Source organism: Mitsuaria sp. CC2, from assembly GCF_048957715.1.
In the GTDB taxonomy this organism is placed as follows: Bacteria; Pseudomonadota; Gammaproteobacteria; order Burkholderiales; family Burkholderiaceae_C; genus Roseateles.
On sequence record NZ_JARVXN010000007.1, the window covers coordinates 137,808 to 156,591 of the forward strand.

General features: G+C 70.1%; 17 protein-coding genes. 5 read left to right on the forward strand and 12 right to left on the reverse strand.

Annotation, left to right across the window (positions count from 1 at the left end; genetic code table 11):
* Positions 1–42 precede the first annotated feature (42 nt).
* The gene (locus PV762_RS04925) at positions 43–678 is read left to right on the forward strand and encodes a bifunctional 4-hydroxy-2-oxoglutarate aldolase/2-dehydro-3-deoxy-phosphogluconate aldolase (protein WP_421033904.1); all 636 of its coding nucleotides are present in this window, start codon (positions 43–45) and stop codon (positions 676–678) included.
* A gap of 33 nt (positions 679–711) precedes the next feature.
* Here the strand turns inward: PV762_RS04925 and PV762_RS04930 are convergent, their stop codons facing one another.
* Positions 712–1,290 (reverse strand): PaaI family thioesterase, encoded by a 579-nt coding sequence (locus PV762_RS04930; RefSeq protein ID WP_421033905.1) that lies wholly within the window; start codon positions 1,288–1,290, stop codon positions 712–714.
* A 119-nt stretch (positions 1,291–1,409) separates the two neighbouring features.
* Here PV762_RS04930 and PV762_RS04935 point away from each other — a divergent pair, with 119 nt between their 5' ends.
* The gene (locus PV762_RS04935) at positions 1,410–1,913 is read left to right on the forward strand and encodes a MarR family winged helix-turn-helix transcriptional regulator (protein ID WP_421033906.1); all 504 of its coding nucleotides are present in this window, start codon (positions 1,410–1,412) and stop codon (positions 1,911–1,913) included.
* A gap of 25 nt (positions 1,914–1,938) precedes the next feature.
* Here PV762_RS04935 and PV762_RS04940 read toward each other — a convergent pair whose 3' ends face one another.
* Entirely contained in the window at positions 1,939–2,703 is a 765-nt protein-coding gene (locus PV762_RS04940; protein WP_421033907.1) for an exodeoxyribonuclease III, read from the reverse strand.
* 303 nt (positions 2,704–3,006) lie between these two features.
* On the opposite strand from PV762_RS04940, the gene PV762_RS04945 reads away from it, so the two are divergent.
* Both PV762_RS04945 and PV762_RS04950 read left to right on the forward strand, forming a co-directional pair.
* Positions 3,007–3,462 carry a hypothetical protein gene (locus PV762_RS04945; protein ID WP_421033908.1) on the forward strand — a complete coding sequence of 152 codons (456 nt, stop codon included), beginning with the start codon at positions 3,007–3,009 and terminating at the stop codon, positions 3,460–3,462.
* 57 nt (positions 3,463–3,519) lie between these two features.
* Positions 3,520–5,523, forward strand: coding sequence for an ATP-binding protein (locus PV762_RS04950; RefSeq protein WP_421033909.1), 2,004 nt, complete (start codon positions 3,520–3,522; stop codon positions 5,521–5,523).
* On the opposite strand, the gene PV762_RS04955 is transcribed toward PV762_RS04950, so the two are convergent.
* Positions 5,405–5,695, reverse strand: a complete 291-nt coding sequence (locus tag PV762_RS04955) for a hypothetical protein (RefSeq protein WP_421033910.1) — start codon at positions 5,693–5,695, stop codon at positions 5,405–5,407. The genes PV762_RS04950 and PV762_RS04955 overlap by 119 nt on opposite strands.
* Between PV762_RS04955 and PV762_RS04960 the strand changes: the two genes are divergently transcribed.
* Positions 5,618–5,914: a hypothetical protein gene (locus PV762_RS04960; RefSeq protein WP_421033964.1), complete on the forward strand. Its 297-nt coding sequence runs from the start codon at positions 5,618–5,620 to the stop codon at positions 5,912–5,914. The genes PV762_RS04955 and PV762_RS04960 overlap by 78 nt on opposite strands.
* A gap of 102 nt (positions 5,915–6,016) precedes the next feature.
* Here the strand turns inward: PV762_RS04960 and PV762_RS04965 are convergent, their stop codons facing one another.
* The 9 genes from PV762_RS04965 to tssM all read right to left on the reverse strand — a co-directional run bounded on the left by PV762_RS04965 (position 6,017) and on the right by tssM (position 18,782).
* The gene (locus PV762_RS04965; protein WP_421033911.1) at positions 6,017–7,270 is read right to left on the reverse strand and encodes a glycosyltransferase; all 1,254 of its coding nucleotides are present in this window, start codon (positions 7,268–7,270) and stop codon (positions 6,017–6,019) included.
* A 7-nt stretch (positions 7,271–7,277) separates the two neighbouring features.
* A complete protein-coding gene (locus PV762_RS04970; RefSeq protein ID WP_421033912.1) occupies positions 7,278–7,562 on the reverse strand; it encodes a hypothetical protein in 285 nt (94 codons plus the stop codon).
* 184 nt (positions 7,563–7,746) lie between these two features.
* Positions 7,747–9,060 carry a hypothetical protein gene (locus PV762_RS04975; protein WP_421033913.1) on the reverse strand — a complete coding sequence of 438 codons (1,314 nt, stop codon included), beginning with the start codon at positions 9,058–9,060 and terminating at the stop codon, positions 7,747–7,749.
* 89 nt (positions 9,061–9,149) lie between these two features.
* Complete coding sequence (locus PV762_RS04980; protein ID WP_421033914.1) at positions 9,150–10,193, reverse strand: hypothetical protein; 1,044 nt, start codon at positions 10,191–10,193, stop codon at positions 9,150–9,152.
* Entirely contained in the window at positions 10,190–11,911 is a 1,722-nt protein-coding gene (locus PV762_RS04985) for a serine/threonine-protein kinase (protein ID WP_421033915.1), read from the reverse strand. The genes PV762_RS04980 and PV762_RS04985 overlap by 4 nt, the downstream gene beginning before the upstream one ends.
* Complete coding sequence (locus PV762_RS04990; RefSeq protein ID WP_421033916.1) at positions 11,908–12,894, reverse strand: c-type heme family protein; 987 nt, start codon at positions 12,892–12,894, stop codon at positions 11,908–11,910. Before PV762_RS04990 ends, PV762_RS04985 begins: the two co-directional genes overlap by 4 nt.
* A 161-nt stretch (positions 12,895–13,055) precedes the next feature.
* The gene (locus tag PV762_RS04995; protein ID WP_421033917.1) at positions 13,056–14,522 is read right to left on the reverse strand and encodes a type VI secretion system contractile sheath domain-containing protein; all 1,467 of its coding nucleotides are present in this window, start codon (positions 14,520–14,522) and stop codon (positions 13,056–13,058) included.
* Entirely contained in the window at positions 14,503–15,138 is a 636-nt protein-coding gene (tagF, locus tag PV762_RS05000) for a type VI secretion system-associated protein TagF (protein WP_421033918.1), read from the reverse strand. Before tagF ends, PV762_RS04995 begins: the two co-directional genes overlap by 20 nt.
* Complete coding sequence (gene tssM / locus PV762_RS05005) at positions 15,138–18,782, reverse strand: type VI secretion system membrane subunit TssM (RefSeq protein WP_421033919.1); 3,645 nt, start codon at positions 18,780–18,782, stop codon at positions 15,138–15,140. Before tssM ends, tagF begins: the two co-directional genes overlap by 1 nt.
* Positions 18,783–18,784: the final 2 nt, after the last annotated feature.

Below are 18,784 nucleotides of genomic sequence, written 5' to 3' on the forward strand. Positions count from 1 at the left end.
GCTGCGCTGGCGCCCACCGATTTGGACTGAGAGGACATTCACATGACTGCCATCAAGGACACCCTGAGCCTGGCCGAACACGGCCCGGTCATTCCGGTCATCGTCATCGAGCGCGTCGAGGACGCGGTGCCGCTGGCCCGCGCGCTGTTGGCGGGCGGCGTGAAGGTGCTGGAGGTGACGCTGCGCACGCCGGTGGCGCTGGAAGCGATCGCCGCCATCGCGCGCGAGGTCCCGGAGGCGCTGGTCGGCGCGGGCACGCTGCGCACCTCGGCCGACGCCATCGCCGCCAAGAAGGCCGGCGCGAGCTTCGCCGTCAGCCCCGGCTTCACGATGGACGTGGCGGGCGCCTGCGCGGCGCATTTCCTGCCGCTGCTGCCGGGCGTGTCGACGGCCAGCGAAGTGATGATGGCCAGCGACGCCGGTTATCGCTTCCTCAAGCTGTTCCCGGCCACGGCGGTCGGCGGCACCAACCTCCTGAAGGCGCTGGCGGGGCCGTTCCCGGACGTCGTGTTCTGTCCGACTGGCGGCATCACGGTGCAGACGGCGCCGGACTTCCTGTCGCTTCCGAACGTGAAGGTCTGCGGGGGCTCCTGGCTGACGCCCGCGGATGCCGTGAAGGCGGGGGATTGGGCCCGCATCACGCAACTCGCCAAGGAAGCCGGCGCGCTGCGCCGCTGAATGAGCCGCTGAACGATCCCCGGACCGGGGCGTTCAGCGCTTCGGCGGGTCGAACACCAGGCAGGTCGTGCTGGCGTGCGCATACAGCTTGCCGTCATGGCCGACCAGATCGGCTTCGGCGGTGGCCATCTGGCGGCCGACGTGCCGCACGCGCCCGATGGCGCGCACGACCGGCACCTTGTCGTTGAGCGCGCGGACGAGGTTGATTTTCAGTTCGAGCGTCGTGTAGGCGCGGCCGACGTCCATCGTCGTGTGGACGGCGCAACCCAGCGCCGAATCCAGCAGCGTCGCGTACCAGCCGCCGTGCACCGAGCCCATCGGGTTGTAGTGCCGGAACTTGGGCGTGCCCTGGAAGATCACCTCGCCCCTGGCGGCGCGCAGCAGCGTGAAGTCCAGCGTCTGCGCGATCGGCGGCGGCGGGAGCCGGCCGTCCAGCATCGCCACCATCTGTTCGAGTCCGGTCATGCCGGCGATTTCCGCCATCGTGGCCACGCCGGGTTCCGGACGGATCCTTGCGCGGACCTCCCGCTCCTCCGCCTGCCATTGAGCCAGCGCCTCGTCATGCGAAACGGAAGACGAGAGGGTGGGCGAAGGGGTCAGTGCTGCGCTCATCAGAATGTCCTGTGCGGGTGAATCCGGCCCGATCGCCGTGAATGCTTGTGGCTGCAATGGTTGCAGCTACAATCATTTGCTGTCAAGCCTACTGGCGACACCTTGAGAGACCATTCCAGATGAGTGCTTCCGGTTCTGCGTCGAAGACCGCGTCCGCGCGGGGCCAGACCCTGGCGCAGGCGGAGCCGATCTCGCCCAGGGGCTGCACCAATTTCAAGCTGCGTCAGGTGACGCGGCTGGTGTCCAACCACTGCGAGGCGCAGTTCGCCGAATCCGGCCTGACGACGACGCAGTACGCGCTGCTGTCGCACATCGTGGTACTGGGGCCGATCCAGCCGAGCGAGCTTGCGCGGCGCATGGACATCGATCTCTCGACCTTGTCTCGCAATGTGCAGCCGCTACAGGCGCAGGGTCTGGTGGAGACGCTGCCGGGCGCGGACGCGCGCAGCCGTCAGCTGCAGGCGACGGAGCAGGGCCATGCGCGGCGACAGCAGATGAAGTCGACCTGGAAGCGTGCCCAGCTCTCGCTCAATGCGCGTCTGGGCGACGAGCGCGTGCAGCGTCTGCACGCGTTGCTGGACGAATGTGCCGTGCTGATGCGCGGCGAGGTCGCGCCGGACTGACCGGTCCGGTCGCTGCGTCGATCGTTCAGTCGATGGTGACGATCACCGGCGCGTGGTCGCTGGGCTTGGGCAGCTTGCGCATCGCGCGGTCGATCGTGCAGCCCGTGACCCGGGCCTTCAGCGCCGCGCTCACGAGGATGTGATCGATGCGCAGCCCCTTGTTTTTCTGGAAGCCCAGCATCCGGTAGTCCCACCAGCTGTAGCTCTTGGGCGGCTGCTCGAACATGCGGTAGGCGTCGGTCAGTCCCAGGTCGAGCAGCGCCTGGAAGTGGGCGCGTTCCTGCGGCGAGGTGTGCGTCTGCCCGACGAAGGCGGCCGGGTCGTAGCAGTCGCGGTCCTCGGGGGCGATGTTGAAGTCGCCCATCAGCACCAGGTTCTCGTGCTGCTGCAGCTCGGTGGCGAGCCAGGCGCGCAGTCCGTCCAGCCAAGCCATCTTGTAGACGAACTTGTCGCTGTCCAGCGCCTGACCGTTCGGGAAATAGCCGCCGATCACGCGGACGTCGCCGACCGTCCCGGCGATCAGCCGCGCCTGCTCGTCGGCGTAGCCGGTGATGTTCTTCACCACGTCCTTGGCGGGCGTCTTGCTGAGCAGGGCCACGCCGTTGTAGGTCTTCTGACCGAACCACTGCACCTGATAACCGGCCTCGCCGATCTCCAGCGTCGGGAACTTGTCGTCGGTGAGTTTGGTCTCCTGCAGCACGAGCGCGTCGACCGGATGGGCGGCCAGCCACTCCAGCAGCTGCGGCAGGCGCACGGCCAGGGAGTTGACGTTCCAGGTGGCGAATTTCATGATTTTTTAACCGATTGATTTTATTGAAGTTGAAACGGTACAAAACGGTAGCTTGGGTGGTAGCTGGCGACCTCCGGCGCATCGTATCGATTCATGGCACCGCTCGTGCCAGAAGCGTCTGCTGAGCTCGGTGCGCACAGGGAAATCTGATGGCGTCATCGTGCGATGCGGTTGCGACAGCGATCGCGACGTCATCCGCCGCTACGCAGCCGGCGAGTGCGCTCGGTAGCCGGGGGGAGACGTCGCCCGGCTGAGCCCCGTGAAATCAGGGCATAGTCGCGGGTCTTTCCAGCGCCAGCCCCCATGTCCCTTTACCGCTTTCGCCAACTGACTATCGCGGATAAGGCCCGATGGCTGGGCGCAGTGCTGGCAGCGATCATCGCCATCGCACTGCGCGCATTTCTGCAGCCCACGCTGGGCGACGAACTGCCCTTCATCATCGCTGCGCCGGTCTCCTTGTTCTGTGCGCTCATGTGGGGCGCTGGCCCAGGGGCCCTGGCGGCGCTGCTCTGTCTGGTGGGCACGTTGCTTCCCACGATTCCCCCGGACGTACTGAACCGCGATGGCGCAGTCAAGGTGGTCGGCTTCACGCTGATCCTGGGCCTGTCCTGTGTCCTCGTGGCTCGGGTGAATGCTCTGCGGCGCCTGACGGTCAGTGGCGGAGCGGTGCCGGATATGCCGCTGGTCCGCTGGCTCAACGCAGCACTGTTCGGTGCAGTGCTGCTGCCGGCGACAGCATTCGTGCTCGTGGGCTGGTGAACCTATGAAAAAGCCCTGCAGGCGTCCCACGAGACCGTCCTGCGACGTGCAGACCTGGTGTACGAGCATGCGCGGCGCACCTTCGATGTTGCGGAAAAGCTGACGCTGGAGGCTGCTTCGCTGACCTCGGGGGACGACGACAGGATTCGTCGACACGAGGGCGATGCGCGACAGCGGTTGAGTGACATGCTGCTCGGGGTGCCGTCCGTGGTGAACCTCAACGTGTGGGACGCCGAGGCGGTACCCGTGGTGCGGAGCGACCGCGCCATCGACCCTGGCGTCACGGTCGTCGATCGCAGCTACTTCATCAGGCAGTCCACGCAGGATCGCGGATTCGACCTCAGTGAGGTGTTGAAGGGCCGTCAGACGGGGAGGGAGCTGTTCAACCTCACGCACCGTCGGCCGGCTCCCGATGGAAGCTTCAAGGGCATCGTGGCTGTCTCCTTGAATCCCGAGTATTTCCGAGAGTACTACCGTGCCATCGTGGCCCAGAACTCGGACGTGGAGGCCATCGGCCTGGTGCGCACGGACGGCGCGTTCTTGGCGCGCTGGCCACTTCCCGCGCAAGGGACCACGCACGTGGCGTCGGATTCTCCGTCGCTGGATCGCATTCGGCAGGGGGAGTCGGCGGGCGTGGTCTACGGCAGCGTGGACGGCGAACACCGCGTGGCGGCCTTTCGTCGCATCGAGGAACTGCCCGTCTACGTGGTGGTGAGTTTCAGTCAGGCTGCCCTGATGTCGGGCTGGGTACGGACCATGGGGATCGTCGGCGCGATGGCGCTGCCCATCACGCTCTTGCTGATCGCTGTCACGGCGATTGCACGCCGGCGTGTGCAACTGGAGCAGCAGGCCCAACTCGAACTCCATGAGCAGACCCGGCTGCGCGCCGCCAGCGAGAAGAGCGTGCTCGAGGCTCACCGGCGCGAGACGCTGTCGACGTTGACGGCCGGTGTCGCTCACGATTTCAACAACCTGCTCGCGATCCTGAGCAACAGTCTCCACATTCAGAATGTCAGACATCCCGAGCACGCTGCGGAGTCGCAGAACGCCGCGATGCGGCGGGCCGTTCAGAGCGGCACCCGTCTGACACGCCAGTTGCTGTCTCTCACGCGGCGCCAGACGCTGCGGCCCGAGATCATCGACTTGCGGACGTGGCTGCCGGAGATGGAGGAGCTGCTACGCACCACCCTGGGACGCGGCATCGCGCTGAGCGTGAACGTCGCGCCCCTTGTGCCGCCGGTCTTGGTGGATGCGGCTGAGCTGGAGTTGGCTCTGGTCAACTTGGCGGTGAACGCGAAGCATGCGCAGCCTCACGGAGGTGTTTTCGCCGTCAACGCTGACTGGATCCTCAAGGACGGCGAAAAGCTCGTCACTTTGTGCGCGCGCGACGAGGGCCACGGCATTCCCGCGGACATCCTGGGCCGTGTGAGCGAGCCGTTCTTCACGACCAAGGAGCCTGGCTCAGGATCCGGCCTGGGCTTGAACCAGGTTCGGGGCGTCGCGGAAGCCGCCGGTGGGCAGCTGCATATCGAGAGCGAGGTCGGGCAGGGCACGATGGTCAAACTGATCTTGCCTGTAGCCAAGGTCGGCGGTGGCGACTCTGACGGAGCCGAGGGATCTGTCGGAACTGACGTCGCTAGCGGGGTTGACGATTCGAAGCTTGTGTCCGTGGTGGCACCCGCGCACAAATTCAACGGCCATGTCCTGGTGGCAGAAGATAACGACGACGTCGCGGCCGTGACGATCGCGCTCATGGCGAGTCTGGGGCTGAAGGTCACCAGGGCGGTCAACTCCGATGATGCGTTGCGCGTGTTGAGGACGCCCCAGTTGGGAGACGACATCGGCTTCTTGCTGACCGACGCCGTCATGCCCGGCGCGATGGGCGGGGTTGAACTGGCCATGACGATGCGCGCCGAACGACCGGGGCTGCCGGTGACGGTGATCACCGGCTACGCCGAGAATGTGCAGGCTGCGCTCGACGCCAAGCTCGACGTCGTGCACAAGCCCTTGGCGCTGGACGATCTGATTGCTCGCTTGAAAGTGGCGTTCCCAGCGGCTTGAGGTGGCCGCCGCTGCACGCCTTGCAGGTGACGGGTGCCGGCCAGAAGGCGATGCCGTCGCGCGGCGTCCGTTCTTCGAGGCAGACTCGTAACTGATGCTGCGCGCGTCGCACCTGTCCCTTGACCGAACCCAACGGCATGGCGAGCGCCTGAGCGATGGCGGTCTGCGGCATGTCACGGACATAGGCCAGCGCCAGGATCTGGCGCTGCGTCGGTTGCTGCCCGCCGGCACCGATCGCGACGAGCTCATCGACTTCCTGTGGCTGCTGACGATTCCGGATCAGTGGATCCGTCTGACGCAGAACGCGGGCTGGTCCCAGGAGCGCTACGCCGCATGGCTGGAAGCGAGCGCGGTGCTGGCGCTGTGGGGGCGATCAGACCGGCCGGACTGAAGACGAAGCCGTCGGCGCCTATCACCAGCATCGGCAGCGACGGCGCGGCCTTGTCGGGCGGCGCCGCGGTCGCGGCGGCATCGAGCAGCTTGCTGGCGTCGATCAGAGCACGACCCCTCGATGCGCGTGGCGCGGCGTGAGCAGTCCCGTCACGGTGTCGATTGCATCGTGATTGGCGTAGGCGTTGCGCAGCGCGCGCGCGCCCGCCAGGGCGGTCGCCGAGTCGACGACCGATCGCACGGTCTCCCGCAGCGCGTCGCTGCTGGGCAGGCTGGAGGTCAGGTGCGCCCCCGCCTGCGCCTGGGCCACGTAGCGGCCGACCTCGTGCGCCGGACCGCTGTCCGCGGCCACGATCACGGGAACGCCGTGCGCGAGCGTGTGCTGCACGTCGTCGAAATCGCCGTTGCTGATCACGACGTCGACGAAGGGGAGCAGGGCCGCCAGCGGCAGGTTCGCTGCGGCGCGGGCGTGATCGGGCAGCGGACCGAAGCGTGCCGCGTCCCAGTCCACCGCCACGACGATCAGCACCGGGACGTGCCTGAGCGCGTGCAGGCTGGCGCGCGTGAGCCTGTCCAGATCGCCGCCCACCGTCGGTCCCGGCGTCACCAGCACCACGGGGCGGGCCGTGTCCAGGTCCGGCCACCAGGGCGGCAGGCCGTCGTCGCCCCGGTCGCCGCAGGTCGGCGGGATGTGTCCGACGAAGGTCACGCCGTGCGCCGTGCCGCGGGCGGGACGCTCCATGGCGCTGATGCTCAGTTGCAGGAAGCAGTCCGGCAGGGTGGTCACGCCGCTGAGCAGCAGCGGCGCGGCCGTCGTGGCGCCGCACTGCGACAGCACGCGGTCGAGATCGGCCTGCAGATCGACCAGCGATGCGGCGTCGACGGTCGGCCAGGGCAGCGGCGTCACGCCCAAGGCCAGCTCGCTGCCGAAGCGACGGCCTTCGGCTCCGAGGTGCAGCGGCCATGCGCCCAGGAACATCGTGTCGTGCACGAGCACGGGAAGTTCGGGCTCGGGCGCCATGCCGGCGATGCGGGTCAGCAGCGCCTGCAGCGCCGCGTGCTGATCGGCGATCGGATCGATGTGGCGCTCACGGAGTCCGGCGCACAGGGATGGCAGGTCGTCGTCGGACGGCCGGCGGTCGACGACCTCCGCGGCGAGCCGCGCGTCCGGCCCGCCGGGTGAACCGGTGCAGCCCATCGGCACGAACACGACGCCCGCGCGTTCGACAAGATCGCGGAAGTCGGGGGCGGCCAGGAAGTAGACGCGCCGGCCGCGACGGGCCAGCGACGCGGCGACGGCGAGCAGCGGACGCACGGCCGAAACGGCCGGCGTGCTGGCGAAGATCACGGTGGCCATGGGGATCTCAGAGCTCCGCGATCTGGGCGGCGTCGACGGAGCGGTCGCGCCGGCCGTGGATGAAGACGGTCGGCAGCTGTTCGCGCGTGGCGTGGATGACGACCGGAGCCAGCGTGACGACGGCGGCGCGATCCTGCCGGTCCAGGCGCTCCTGACGCAGCCCGTGGGCGGACGCGATGCCGATGAACAGGGCGGACGCGGTGGCGGCGGCGACGAGCAGCGCCTTGAAGGAATGAGGCGCATGCAGGCGCAGCGCGGGGGCGATCGGGGCGAGGGGCGGGTTGAGGTTCATCGGGGTCTCCTTGACGTGGTGGTGCCCGTTGACTGGCACTTGTCGTCTCGTGAGCCCCGGGTCGGGGCATGCGGCACCGGGGTGGCGCATCGAGACCTGGAGACTTACGCCGAACCGGTGCGGACGGATGTCGGCGAACCCGCAACAGGATGAAACGCCTCGGTGGGAGCGCGGAGAAGTCCCGTCAGAGCTGCTCCGCAGGCGCCACGGCCTTCGCATCCACGAGCGGGGTGCCCTTGAACACCCGGGCGACGATCTCCTCGGTCACAAGCAGTTCTGCGGCGGGGGTCAGGTTTTTCGCGATCTCGATGGGTTTAGGGTCCGCGAATGCCAGGCCGATCTCGACTGACTTGAGCGTGACATCCAACGCCACCCATCGCTTGCCATCCGTGAGCGGCTGCAGGCTCAAGATCAGTTCCTGGAGTCTGGCGATGTGCGTCGCGGCGGCATCGCTGCGCTCCTGGAGGCCGATGGCGGAGGTGAGCAGCAGATGGATCTGCCGCTCCAGGAGCTTTTCCTCGAATTTCAGATTCGCCTCGACCCGGCGGCGCTCCACATCGCCGGATTTCCGCTTGGCCGCGTACTGGAGGATCTCGGCACCCAGTTGGGGGAGCTCCCGCAGCCCGCCTTCCATCCGCTGCGCCAGACGGGTCGCATCGCGGTTGATGTCCAGTCGTTTTCCCTTGGCCGCCTGCAGAAGCTCGATGGCACGCTTGATCGTGGTGGCGCCGAACTTTCCGCCTTCGAGTCCGGTCAAGGAATTCAGTGCGACCTTCGCGGCTTCTCCCGCAGCCTGCCCGCCGCGCAAGGCCCCGGCTTGTCGGTACTTCTCCATCAATGCCTCCGCGGAGGTCTGCGCTTCCTCGATCGTCTTCTCCATCTCCTCGAAGATCAGCGCCGTGTTGTTGATGAGCTTGACGCCGGACTTGATGGCACCGTAGATCGCGGGGATGGCGATGGGACCGGCGAACGGCGCGGTCGCCAGCATCGCCACGCCGATGATGAGCCCGCTCGCCGGGACGAGGATCGAGAAGCGTTCCCTCCAGTGGAAACTGCGGAGCGCCTTCTTGTCCATGGCGATGGTTGACAGGAAGGCCAGGACGGCGTCCGCGGCCTTCTTCTCGAATCGCGTCTCTAGGGTCTTGAGCTCGTTCAGGAACTCTGCGTTCCAAACGGGCAACTGACCGGCGATCTCGTTGGCGAGACCTTCCTCGACGTACTCCAGGACCTTGGTGTTGGCGTCCAGCAAGGCCTGATGGATCTCGTCGACGTACTTCTCTTTCAAAGCGTCGAGCTTGCGGTCCAGCAGTGCCAGGTTCAGCGGATTCTTGAAGGTCTCCACCTGCTTCTTGTCGAGCTCGAGCGCAACTTCCAGCGGCAGCTCGTCCGGGAGGTGGATGGCCTCGAGCTTGCGGGCGCCGGCGAGTCTGGCGCCCAGGTCGTAGGAGAACAGATAGACCTTGGTCTTGGCGGTATCGGTGACTTTCGTGTGGAGCATGGTGATCGGGCGTTGAGAGAGTGGGGGCCGGGCGTTGAGAGAGTGGTGCCGGGCGAGCGGGCAGCGAAGTGGAAGCGAGTGGCGGAGATTCAACGTCCGTCCCGCGACGGTCCGACGAACCGGCCCTCCTTGTGCGAATAGGTCCAGCGCAGGTACTCCTTGAGCATGCTCAGCGCCGGCTTGGCGCCGGCATCCTGGTAGTGATAGAGCTCGGCCTCGCCGGATTCCGGGTCCCAGCGGCCCATCACGTAGAAGTCCTGCGTCTTCGTCTTGATCTCCGCGGCGGACAACCAGACGTCGCGCGCCTGCGCGTTCAGCTTGTTGTCCTTCTTGAACAGCTCGAGCGCCTTCTTGCCGACGACGTCGTCGTGCGCCTGCAGCTTGACCGTCCACACGTCGCAGCTCACCTTGACGGCGATCTGCTGGACGCCTCGATAGACGGTCGGATAGGCCTTGCCGCCGTTGGCCTTGTTGAGCAGCGCCGCGGGCGACATGTCCACCACGGAACTGGTCGTGACGCGGTTGCTCTTGAATCGCTCCACGGCCCAGTCGAAGGCGAACTGCCGACTCACGTTCTGCTTGATGTGGTCGTCGTAGAACTTGTCCTCGACCTTCCTGAACCTGACCGGCCTGCGGCCGCACCAGAGCAGGAAGGCCTGGTCCGCGTCGAGCTGCCGGGACTCATCGGGTTTCGGGGCTTTCGCCTTCAACCGCTCCAGCTTCTCGTAGGTGTCCGTGACGAGCGCCGACAGGTCCTGGGCGAAGGACTCCTTGAGGAAGGCGACCTGGCGGGTCTCGAAGAGCGCCAGCAGCTTGTCCCATTGCCGCTCGTCGAAATCGGGCCGCGCGACCTTCCTCGCGTAGTCGACGAAGTTGGCGTCGATCTTCTTGCGGATCTGCGCGTCGAAGGCGGATTGAAACTTCGCCGGCGCGACGCCGGTGTAGGTCTCGAACTGCTGCTCCTTGAGGTGCTTGTAGGCCTCGGGATCGGCAGCCTTCAGGGCGATCACCGCCTCGTCGATCTGCTTGGGGAAAGGAAACTCCAGGTCCGCGGCGATGTCGACGTCGCGCTGGAAGCGCTTGGGCTTGACCTTGTCCGGGAATGCGTAGGAGAAGCTGACCTTGTATTTCATGGGGACGTCCTGGAGGGAAGGGAATGTCCGTCGCGCAACTCGGCGACGAGCGGGCCCGCCTCGGGGACGGTGTCCTGGAGACGGTCGAGGAAGGTCGGACGATCGACCGCGCCGCGCGCGGCCTGCTGCACCATCAGCCGCGCGATCGGGCCGAGCTGCACGGCGAGCGCTTCGGTGATCGCGCGCAGATAGGTGTCGCTGAGCGCGTCGGCCGCGTCCTCGCTGCGAGCGGCATCGACCGGCGTGGCGGCCGAAGCCGAAGCCGGCGCCTGCTGCGCCGGAAACGCATCGACCAGGATCGTGCGACGCACGGTGCCCGATGCGGAGGAACCGCGGTCGGCGTCGACGAGGGCGCCGCTGGCCGCCGCCGCGGCGAGCGCCGCGGTGGTGGCGATGAACTGCTCGCGCTCCGGCGCGTCCGCGATGTGCCGCGCGAGCGAGCGCGACAGGTCCTCGACGCTGCCGCTGCGCGCGAGGTCCCTGGACACGAGGTGCTTCGCCAGCGGGCCGATGTGGGTCGCCAGCGCGCGCTCGACCCGGGACACCATCGTGGCATCGAGCACGCCGGCCGGGCGGGCGGCCGACGAGCCGGTGGATCCGGTGGATCCCGTCGAGCCTGTCACCGCACCGCCCGGTCCCGCGCGCGAGGGCATCGCCAGGGTCGGCGCGAAGGCGGTGCCCGCGGGACGCGTCAGCAGCAGCGTGCGATCGTCGGCGCCGTCCGCGGCCGCCTGCGAAGGCGCCGCGAGCTCCGCCAGCGCCGCGCGCATCGCCGCCGCATCGGCGAACCGGTCCCGCGGCTCGCGGGCCATCGCGCGGCGCACGATCGCGTCGATGCCGGTCGGCAGCTCGCCCGGACGCAGCGCACTCGGCGTCGGCGGCTCCTGGTGGAGCGTCTGGTACATCACCGCCTCGGGCGCGCCGCTGAAGGGCATGCGGCCGGACGCGAGCCGGTACAGCAGCACGCCGCAGGCGAAGAGGTCGGCGCGTTGATCGATGGGGCCGCCGAGGTACTGCTCCGGCGCCATGTAGCCCGGCGTGCCGATCTGCGAGGCCGCCTGCGTCAGGTGGCGGTCGGCGATGCGCGCGATGCCGAAGTCGGTCAGCTTGACGCGGCCGTCGCGCGTGATGAGCAGGTTGCCCGGCTTGATGTCGCGGTGCCAGACGCCTTGGCCGTGCGCGCAGGCCAGCGCGTCCAGCAACTGGTCCATCACGCCCAGCGACCACGCCAGCGGCGGCGTGGGCATCTCGCGCTTGAGCACCTGGTCGAGCCCGCGCCCGTCGACAAGCTCCATGACGAGGAAGGCGTAGCCCCCCAGGCTCGCGCCGAGGCTGCCGCGCGGACCCGCGATGGCGACCTGCGCCGGCGCGACCTCGCCGAAATCGTGGATGGTGACGACGCCCGGATGGGCGATGCGGCCGACGGCGCGCGCCTCGTTGCGGAAGCGCGCGGCGAGGGAGTCCTCGCGGGACGCGTCCTCGGCGATGTCCTCGACATGACGGCGGATGACCTTCACCGCCACCTCGCGCTGGATGTGCGGATCGAAGGCGCGGTACACCACGCCCATCGCGCCTTCGCCCAGCCGTCCGCGGACGAGGTACTTGCCGATGCGCGACGGCAGTCCCGCCGTCGCGCCGGTCGCCGGGCCCGCCGCAGGCCCGGCGGGAGTTCCTGCGGGAGTTGCGGCGGGCGCGGGCGCGCCGTGGTGGTCCGTCATGCGCCGCGCTCCAGCATCGCCATGGCCTGGTCCAGGCTGCGGCGCATGCGGCCGAAGGACGCGGCCAGCACGCCGATCTCGTCGTCCGAGCGGACCTCGAAGTCGGGCGCGTCCTCGCCCAGCGAGACGCGGTCGGCGATCTGCGCCAGGCGCGTCACCGGCCGGATCACCAGGTGCCACAGCATCAGGTTGAGCGCCGCGCCGGTCAGCACGAAGGCCGCCGTCAGCGCGCCCATCACCAGCCAGAAGGTCTGCGAGGCCTGCTTCAGCGGCAGCACCATCGGCACGGTGACGACCTCCGCGCCCAGCGTCTCGTTGAGGCGCCAGCCGAAGCCGTTGGACGGGCCGTAGCGCGCCACCAGCGTCGCCGGCGCGGTCTGCGGCGAGGCGTGGCAGCCCAGGCAGGCCGCGTTGGAGATGCGGATCGGCTTGGCGATGTAGAGCGCCTCGCCGCCGGGGATCTCGCGGCGGCCGACGAATTCGGTGAGCGTGGGCCGGCGGGCGAATTGCGCGATCACGTCCTCCTCCCAGCCCACCGCGCGGTTGCGCGGGTTGGTGGGGTTGAGCATCGCGGCCTTGTAGCTGTAGTCCTCGTAGGCCTTGGACAACGTGGCCAGCACCTCGTGGGCCGAGAACGCCGGCACCGCCTCGGGCACGAAGCGCTCGCGCAGCTGGCCCTCCAGCAGCGGGCGGACGTGCTCCGCGGTGTAGCGGTTGACCGCGCTGGCGCTCTGCATCAGCAGACGCGCGCGGTCGGCGACCTGCTCCTGCGCGCTGGCCTGCAGCCACTGGCGTGCCAGGACGCCCGTCACGATCAGGCCCACGACGAACACCGCCAGGAAGATCACGTTGAACTTCAGCAGCAGGCTCAGGTGGGGCAGTCGGTACCAGGGCAGGGCACGCGTTCCCGGCTGGGTCCGTGATCCGGAACGTGTGCCCGGGCGGGTTCCGGTGCGTCCGGACGATGTGTCGATGCGGCTCATGGGTGCTGTCTCGGCAGGGGGTCATGGCGATTGCGCCGACCGTGGCGGCCGATGCAATCGCATTCATGAAGACCTACGGAGACGGCCGCCGCATGGACGCAGCCGCGATGGAAACTTTTGTAACGCCGCCGGGGCATCGCCCGGCGAACGCTCGCCGGCGCTTACTCCAGCGACTTCAGCAACGCGGCCAGCTCCGCGTCCATCTCGTCCTCGGCCGCGGCAGGCGCCGGTTCCTCGGACGGCGTGGCGCTCGTGTCCGCGTCGACCGCCGAAGCGTCTCCCGCCGCAGACTCGGCATGCAGGCGGTCCAGCAGCGCCTCCAGGGCGTCGTCGGTGCCGAGCGCGCCACCCTCGGCGGCCTCTGGCGACGACTCAGGCGACGGACTCGTCGCGCCCTGCGGTGCCAGGCCTTGATCCGTGCTTTGCGTCGCGCCTTGCGCATCGGCTTGCGCCGTGTCGACGCCCGTCTTCAAGACCGGCTTGGGCCCGGTCCGCGACAAGGCCGTGCCGTCGACGGCGGCGAGACCGAGTACCCGCAGCGCCGGCTCGTTGCGCGCGGCCATCAACGCCTGCACGCCGTAGTCGCGCAGGGTGACCGCCATGTCGGCGCGGATCAGGCGGTCCGTGCAGGGCAGGGCGACCTGGTCGCCGTCGGCGTCCCGCACGACGTGCAGCGGCCGGTCGCGCAGCATCAGGTCGCCGCCGCGGTGCCAGGCCAGCAGCGCCACCAGCGCCGGATGGCCCCAGCACATCGAGCGCAGCCCCAGGCGCGGATCGAATTCCTCGAAGTCGAACGCGGCGATCCGTTCGGTCGCTCGCCCGTAGACGTGGCGCAGCTGGAAGCGCGGCCCGGCCAGGCACAGGAAGCCGGCTTCCGGTCGCGCCTGCAGTGCGGCGAAGGCTGCGCGCACGGGCTTCTCCGGCGGGTGCCGGCGATCCGCCAGCGCATCGGTCGACATCGCGGTGAACAGCGGCGCGCCGGCGTGCGCGGCGATCCGGGCCAGGCGCGCCAGCCGGGCCAGATCCGCCGGCGTCGCGTCGTGGTCGTGCAGGCAGGCGATCGCGGCATAGCCGCCGTCCGCGTCCTCCGACGGGCGTTGGACCAGCCACGCATACAGCGCGGTCTGCGCGAGGTCCCCGGCGCCCTCCAGGTCGGCCGCGAGCGCTTCGGCGCCCAGGTCGAACAGATGGGCCTCGAGCGCCGCGCCGGGGCCGAGCTCGCGCACGACCAGGTCGACGCCCCGCCAGGCGGATTCCAGCCGCCGCAGCTCGGGATGCATCATCACCGCGCGCAGCGCGTCGGGCGTCGCGCTGCCGCGCGGGAACTGGCGGAGCAGCTCGTCGGGATGCAGGTCGTCGAGCGCGGTGATGCTCAGCGCGACGGTCTTGCCGTCCGGCAGCGCGACGTCCACCCTCAAGTCGGCCTGTGCGATCACGTCGTCGAAGGTGTCGAAATCGATCCGGCGAGGGCGACGCGCGGACAGCGCGCCACCGCCGTCGCCGTCGCCGAAGTCGCCGATCAGCGCGATGCGCAGCGGCCGACGCGCGTTCCAGGTGGGGACGGTGGCGTCCAGGCGTCCGGCATCGAGCTCGGCGCCGATCACATCGTCATTCAAGGGGGCGGTCATCGGAATCTCCGGAATCGTTGGTAAGGCGGGAGGGCGCGGCGATCAGTCGTGCGAAGGCGCTGCCGACGGGCAGTCCGGGATGTCGGCGCCAGGCCGTCGCGTCGCCGGCCGACACCGGCGACGCGGCCCAGCAGGTGCGCCCCGGCGGCAGACGGCCTGGTGTGACGGCGGCGAGGTCCGCATGCAGCGGCGCGATGTCGTCGAGCAGGCTCAGCGACTCCTCCAACTGCGCGATCGACCAGGCCTCGGTCACCGCGAGGCAGAGCACGGATTCGAGGCCGGACAGCCACTCGTGCGCGGCGGGTGCCATCGGCGACGCCATCGCCCGCAGCGCGATCAGCGGGAAGCGCCGCCCGACGCGGTCGCGCGAGGCCAGCAGCACGCCGCACAGGGGGCCGCTCCAGGGACCCTGGTCGGCCAGCACACCGGCGGCCCATGCGAAGCGCCAACGCGGCGCATGGTCGTAAGCGGTCAGCCAGGCATCGGGCGCCTCCTCGATGCGCTGCGCGAGTCCCCCCGAGAGCCAGGCGTCCAGGCGCTCGACCGTGTCGAGGTCCAGTCGACGGTGCGCGAAGTCGCCGATCGCGGGCAGCTTGCCGAACCACGCGATCGACATCAGAGGCCCTCCGGGCATCGGAAGGCGCCGAACTCGCGCAGGCGCAGCGGATGCACCGCGCTGCCGGCGATCAGTTCCAGGCGGGCCTTGCGGCCGTCGATGGTCACGGTGACGCTCATGCGCTCGGGACTGCCGTCCGCGGCGACCTCGTGCTGCTGGATCAGGCGCAGCAGCGCCCAGGGGCCGTCGAAGGTCTGCGTCGCGGAGTTGTTGAAGGACAGCTTGATCTGCGAGCCGGTGCGGCCCGGCACCGTCAGCGTCTGCGGTGCGGACTCGGGGCCCTTGAACCGCAACGGCTGGCCGTCGACCTCCAGGCGCAGTTCGCGCGATCCGGTCAGCTCCGCGACCCGCACCGTGACGCTGGCCGCCGGCGCGCGGGCGCCGCCCTTGAAGAAGGCGTCGCGCACGCGCGCGGCGCGCTGGAACTCGACCAGTCCCGCGCCGCCGCCCGGCTTGCGGCCGTCCGGCAGCGGGCGGAAGCTCCACGGCGAGCTGCCGGTGTCCACCAGCGAAGCCAGGCGACGCTGGAAGAAGTCGTCCATCAGTCCGCCCGGGCCCATCAGCTGGCCCAGGTCGTCGGGCAGCACGTCGGCGCGCGCCGTCGAGGTGAAGGGGAAACGACCGGCCACGGTGCGGGCGCAGAAGTCCGTCACCGGGCGCAGGTCGCTGGACAGGCCCAAGCGCTCGGCCACGCGCCCCTGGCTGGCGCCGACGTCGGACAGCGCCTCCAGCAGGCCGCGCACCGGCTCCGGCTGCAGGCCGGCCGCGGCGCGGGCCGCGCCGACCGCCGGGCCCACCGGGGGCGGCGCGCTGCGGCTCTTCTGCGCGGCGTCGATCGCGGCCAGTTGCAGCAGCAGTTCGTTGAACAGGCGACCGGCCTCGTCGATGGGCGCGGGCTGGCCGGCGACCAGCCGCTGCAGCGCGGCGAAGTGCCCGTTGACGGCGGCCTCGGCGCTGCCCGCGAGGGCGAGCTCCGCCGGGGAACGCTTGGCCGCTTTTGCGGCCTCCGCGGCATCGGGACCCAGGCGGGTCTCGCGCGAGGCGGCGCGCATCAGCGTCGGCAGCGGCGAGTCCGGCGAGGCCAGCACGCGCGCCACCGCCAGTCCGCGGTCCAGCGAATCCACGCGGACCGGCTTCAGATCGCCGATCAGGCTGTCCCAGTTCCGGATGTAGTTCTGTCCGTACAGCACGCCCACGCGGCGCAGCGCATCGAGGAAGGCGGCGTCGGACACGTCGGTCCTTGCGGGCGCTGACGTCGAGCCCGAAGGGACGCTCGCATTTGCGTTTGCGGTCGTGGTCGTGGTCGTGGTCGGCGCAGGCGTCAGCACCCAGCGCTCTTCTTCGAGCAGCAGGCGCGTCTGCCGGGGCGCGTCGGCCAGGAAGAGCCGGCCGTATCCGGAACGCGTGTACAGCGCCGGCACGCCGCGCGTGAAGGGCTGGCCGCTGGCGCGCTGGAATACCTGCGCGACGGCGGGGCCCACGGCGGAGGCGACGGTGAACTCCGGCACGTCCGCGACCGCCGGCTGGCGCTGCATGCGCGACAGCACGCGCTGCTCCAGCGGGAAGGCCGCGAGCTGCTCGCGCACCCGCGCCACCAGCGCGTCGTCGCGCGGCGCGACGGGCGCGGGCACGCCCTGCGCCAGCGCGGCGCGCAGGTGGTGCTCGAAGGAAGCGCGCTGCGTGGAGCCGGCGGGCCCGGCCAGAGCCTCGTCCTCGTCCTGCAGCACCCAGTCGATGAGCCAGGGTCCGTCGAAGCGCTGCGGCGCGTGCAGCATCAGGTAGCCCTTGAGCGCGTCGTACTGCTGCGCCGGGCGCGCGGGATCGGCGGCCCGCAGGCGTTCCTCCAGCCGGCGCGCCACGCGCGGCAGCAGCGCGTGCTCCAGCAGGTGGCCGTAGCCGATGCGCATGCCGGCCTGCAGCAGGTCGCCCTGGTACAGCCCCAGCGTGTTGAGCGTCGGCGGATCGCCGATCTCGAAGTCCGCCGGTCTCGGCGCCGCCTCGACGCTGTCGAGCACCGGGAGCAGGCGACGCGTGCCGGCGGCGGCGTCGTCCGCGGCCAAGGCCTTCACGTCGGCGCTCAACGCGGGCAGGCGCGCCGCCACCTCGTCGACGTAGGCGCGGTTGCGCATCGTCGACACCGTCCAGCCGGCCAGCACCGCGACCGCGCCCAGCCCCAACGCGGCGAAGGCGAGCCGGCGCAGGCGACGTCGGGCCGCCGCGGCGCGGGGACTGGCGCCGACCAGGTCCTGCTCGGCGAAGACCACGTCGCGCAGCACGCCGGTCAGGAAGTAGCTGCGGCCCTTGCCCGGGGCTCCAGTCGCTGAGCCGCCTGCGCCGCCCGCGACGTCCGCGCGGGGCGACGCCGTCGCGATGCCGAAGCGGCGCGACAGCGTGCCCAGCACGCGGTCGATGGGCGTGCCTTCCTGCGTCGCGCTGGTGAAGTAGACGCCGCGCGGCAGCGTCGTCGCGCGCTCGCCCGCCGGCGTGGCGAAGACCTCGCCGAGGAAATGTCCCAGCAGGTCGCGCAGTCCGGCGAACTGCGTCGGGAACGCGAACATCGCGGCCCGACGCGCGAGGTCGGGCTGCTGCTCCAGGCGCGTGGGCAACTGCGCCCGCAGCCGTTCGGACAGGGCGTCGAAGCCGGCGAGGAACGCGGCCGGAAGCCCCGCGTCGGTGCCCGCGGATTGCCCGTGCGCGTGACCGCCATGAGCACCGCTCTGGCCGCCGTCGGCGGCCGGGAACGGGAAGCCCCAGATCTGTTCGCGCTCCTCGCGCCCCATGGCCGCGAAGCTGTCGTCGAAGCCGGCCAGCAGGTCGCACTTGGTCACCAGCACGTAGACCGGCGCCTGCACGCCGAGCCGGTCGTGCAGTTCCTCCAGCCGCGCGCGCAGCCGCCGCGCATGGTCGGCGCGTTCCTCGGCGTCCTGCAGCAGCAGGTCCTGCACGTTGACGGTCAGCAGCACGCCGTTGATGGGACGGCGCGGGCGCGTGGCGCGCAGCAGCGCGAGGAACTTGCCCCAGCCCTGCGCGTCCGCCGCCGCGTCCGACTGCTGCAGCGCGTAGCGGCCCGCGGTGTCGATCAGGATGGCCTGGTCGGTGAACCACCAGTCGCAATGCCGCGTGCCGCCGACGCCGCGCACCGTGCCCTGGCCGAGCTGGCCCGCGAGCGGGAAGTTCAGCCCGGCGTTGGTCAGCGCGGTCGTCTTGCCGGAGCCCGGCGCGCCGATGAACAGGTACCAGGGCAGCGCATACAGGTTGCGGCGCCGCGACCAGGGCCAGCGCCGGCCGCGCCGCGCGCTCTGGTCCATCAGCTGCAGCGCCTGCGCGAAGCGTTGGGTCAGCGCTTGCGTTTCGCTTGCGGATCTGCGTTCGGCCGCGCCGGCCTCGCCTTCGCGCAGGCCGTTCAGCAGCGAACGCTCGGCCCGGCGGCGGCGCCAGGCCTGCCATCCGAAGACCAGGGCCGCGGCGACGAGCATCGCGGCGATCGCGGCGACGCGCGCGGCCGGCGTGTCCAGCGGACGCGCGTCGCCGATGCCGACCAGCGGGCCGGCCCACCAGATCAGCGCGCTCAGCGCGGCCAGCGCGATCAGGGCTTGCGTGCGGCCGTGCAGCAGCACGGCCAGGAATTTCTCTTCTCGGTTCATGG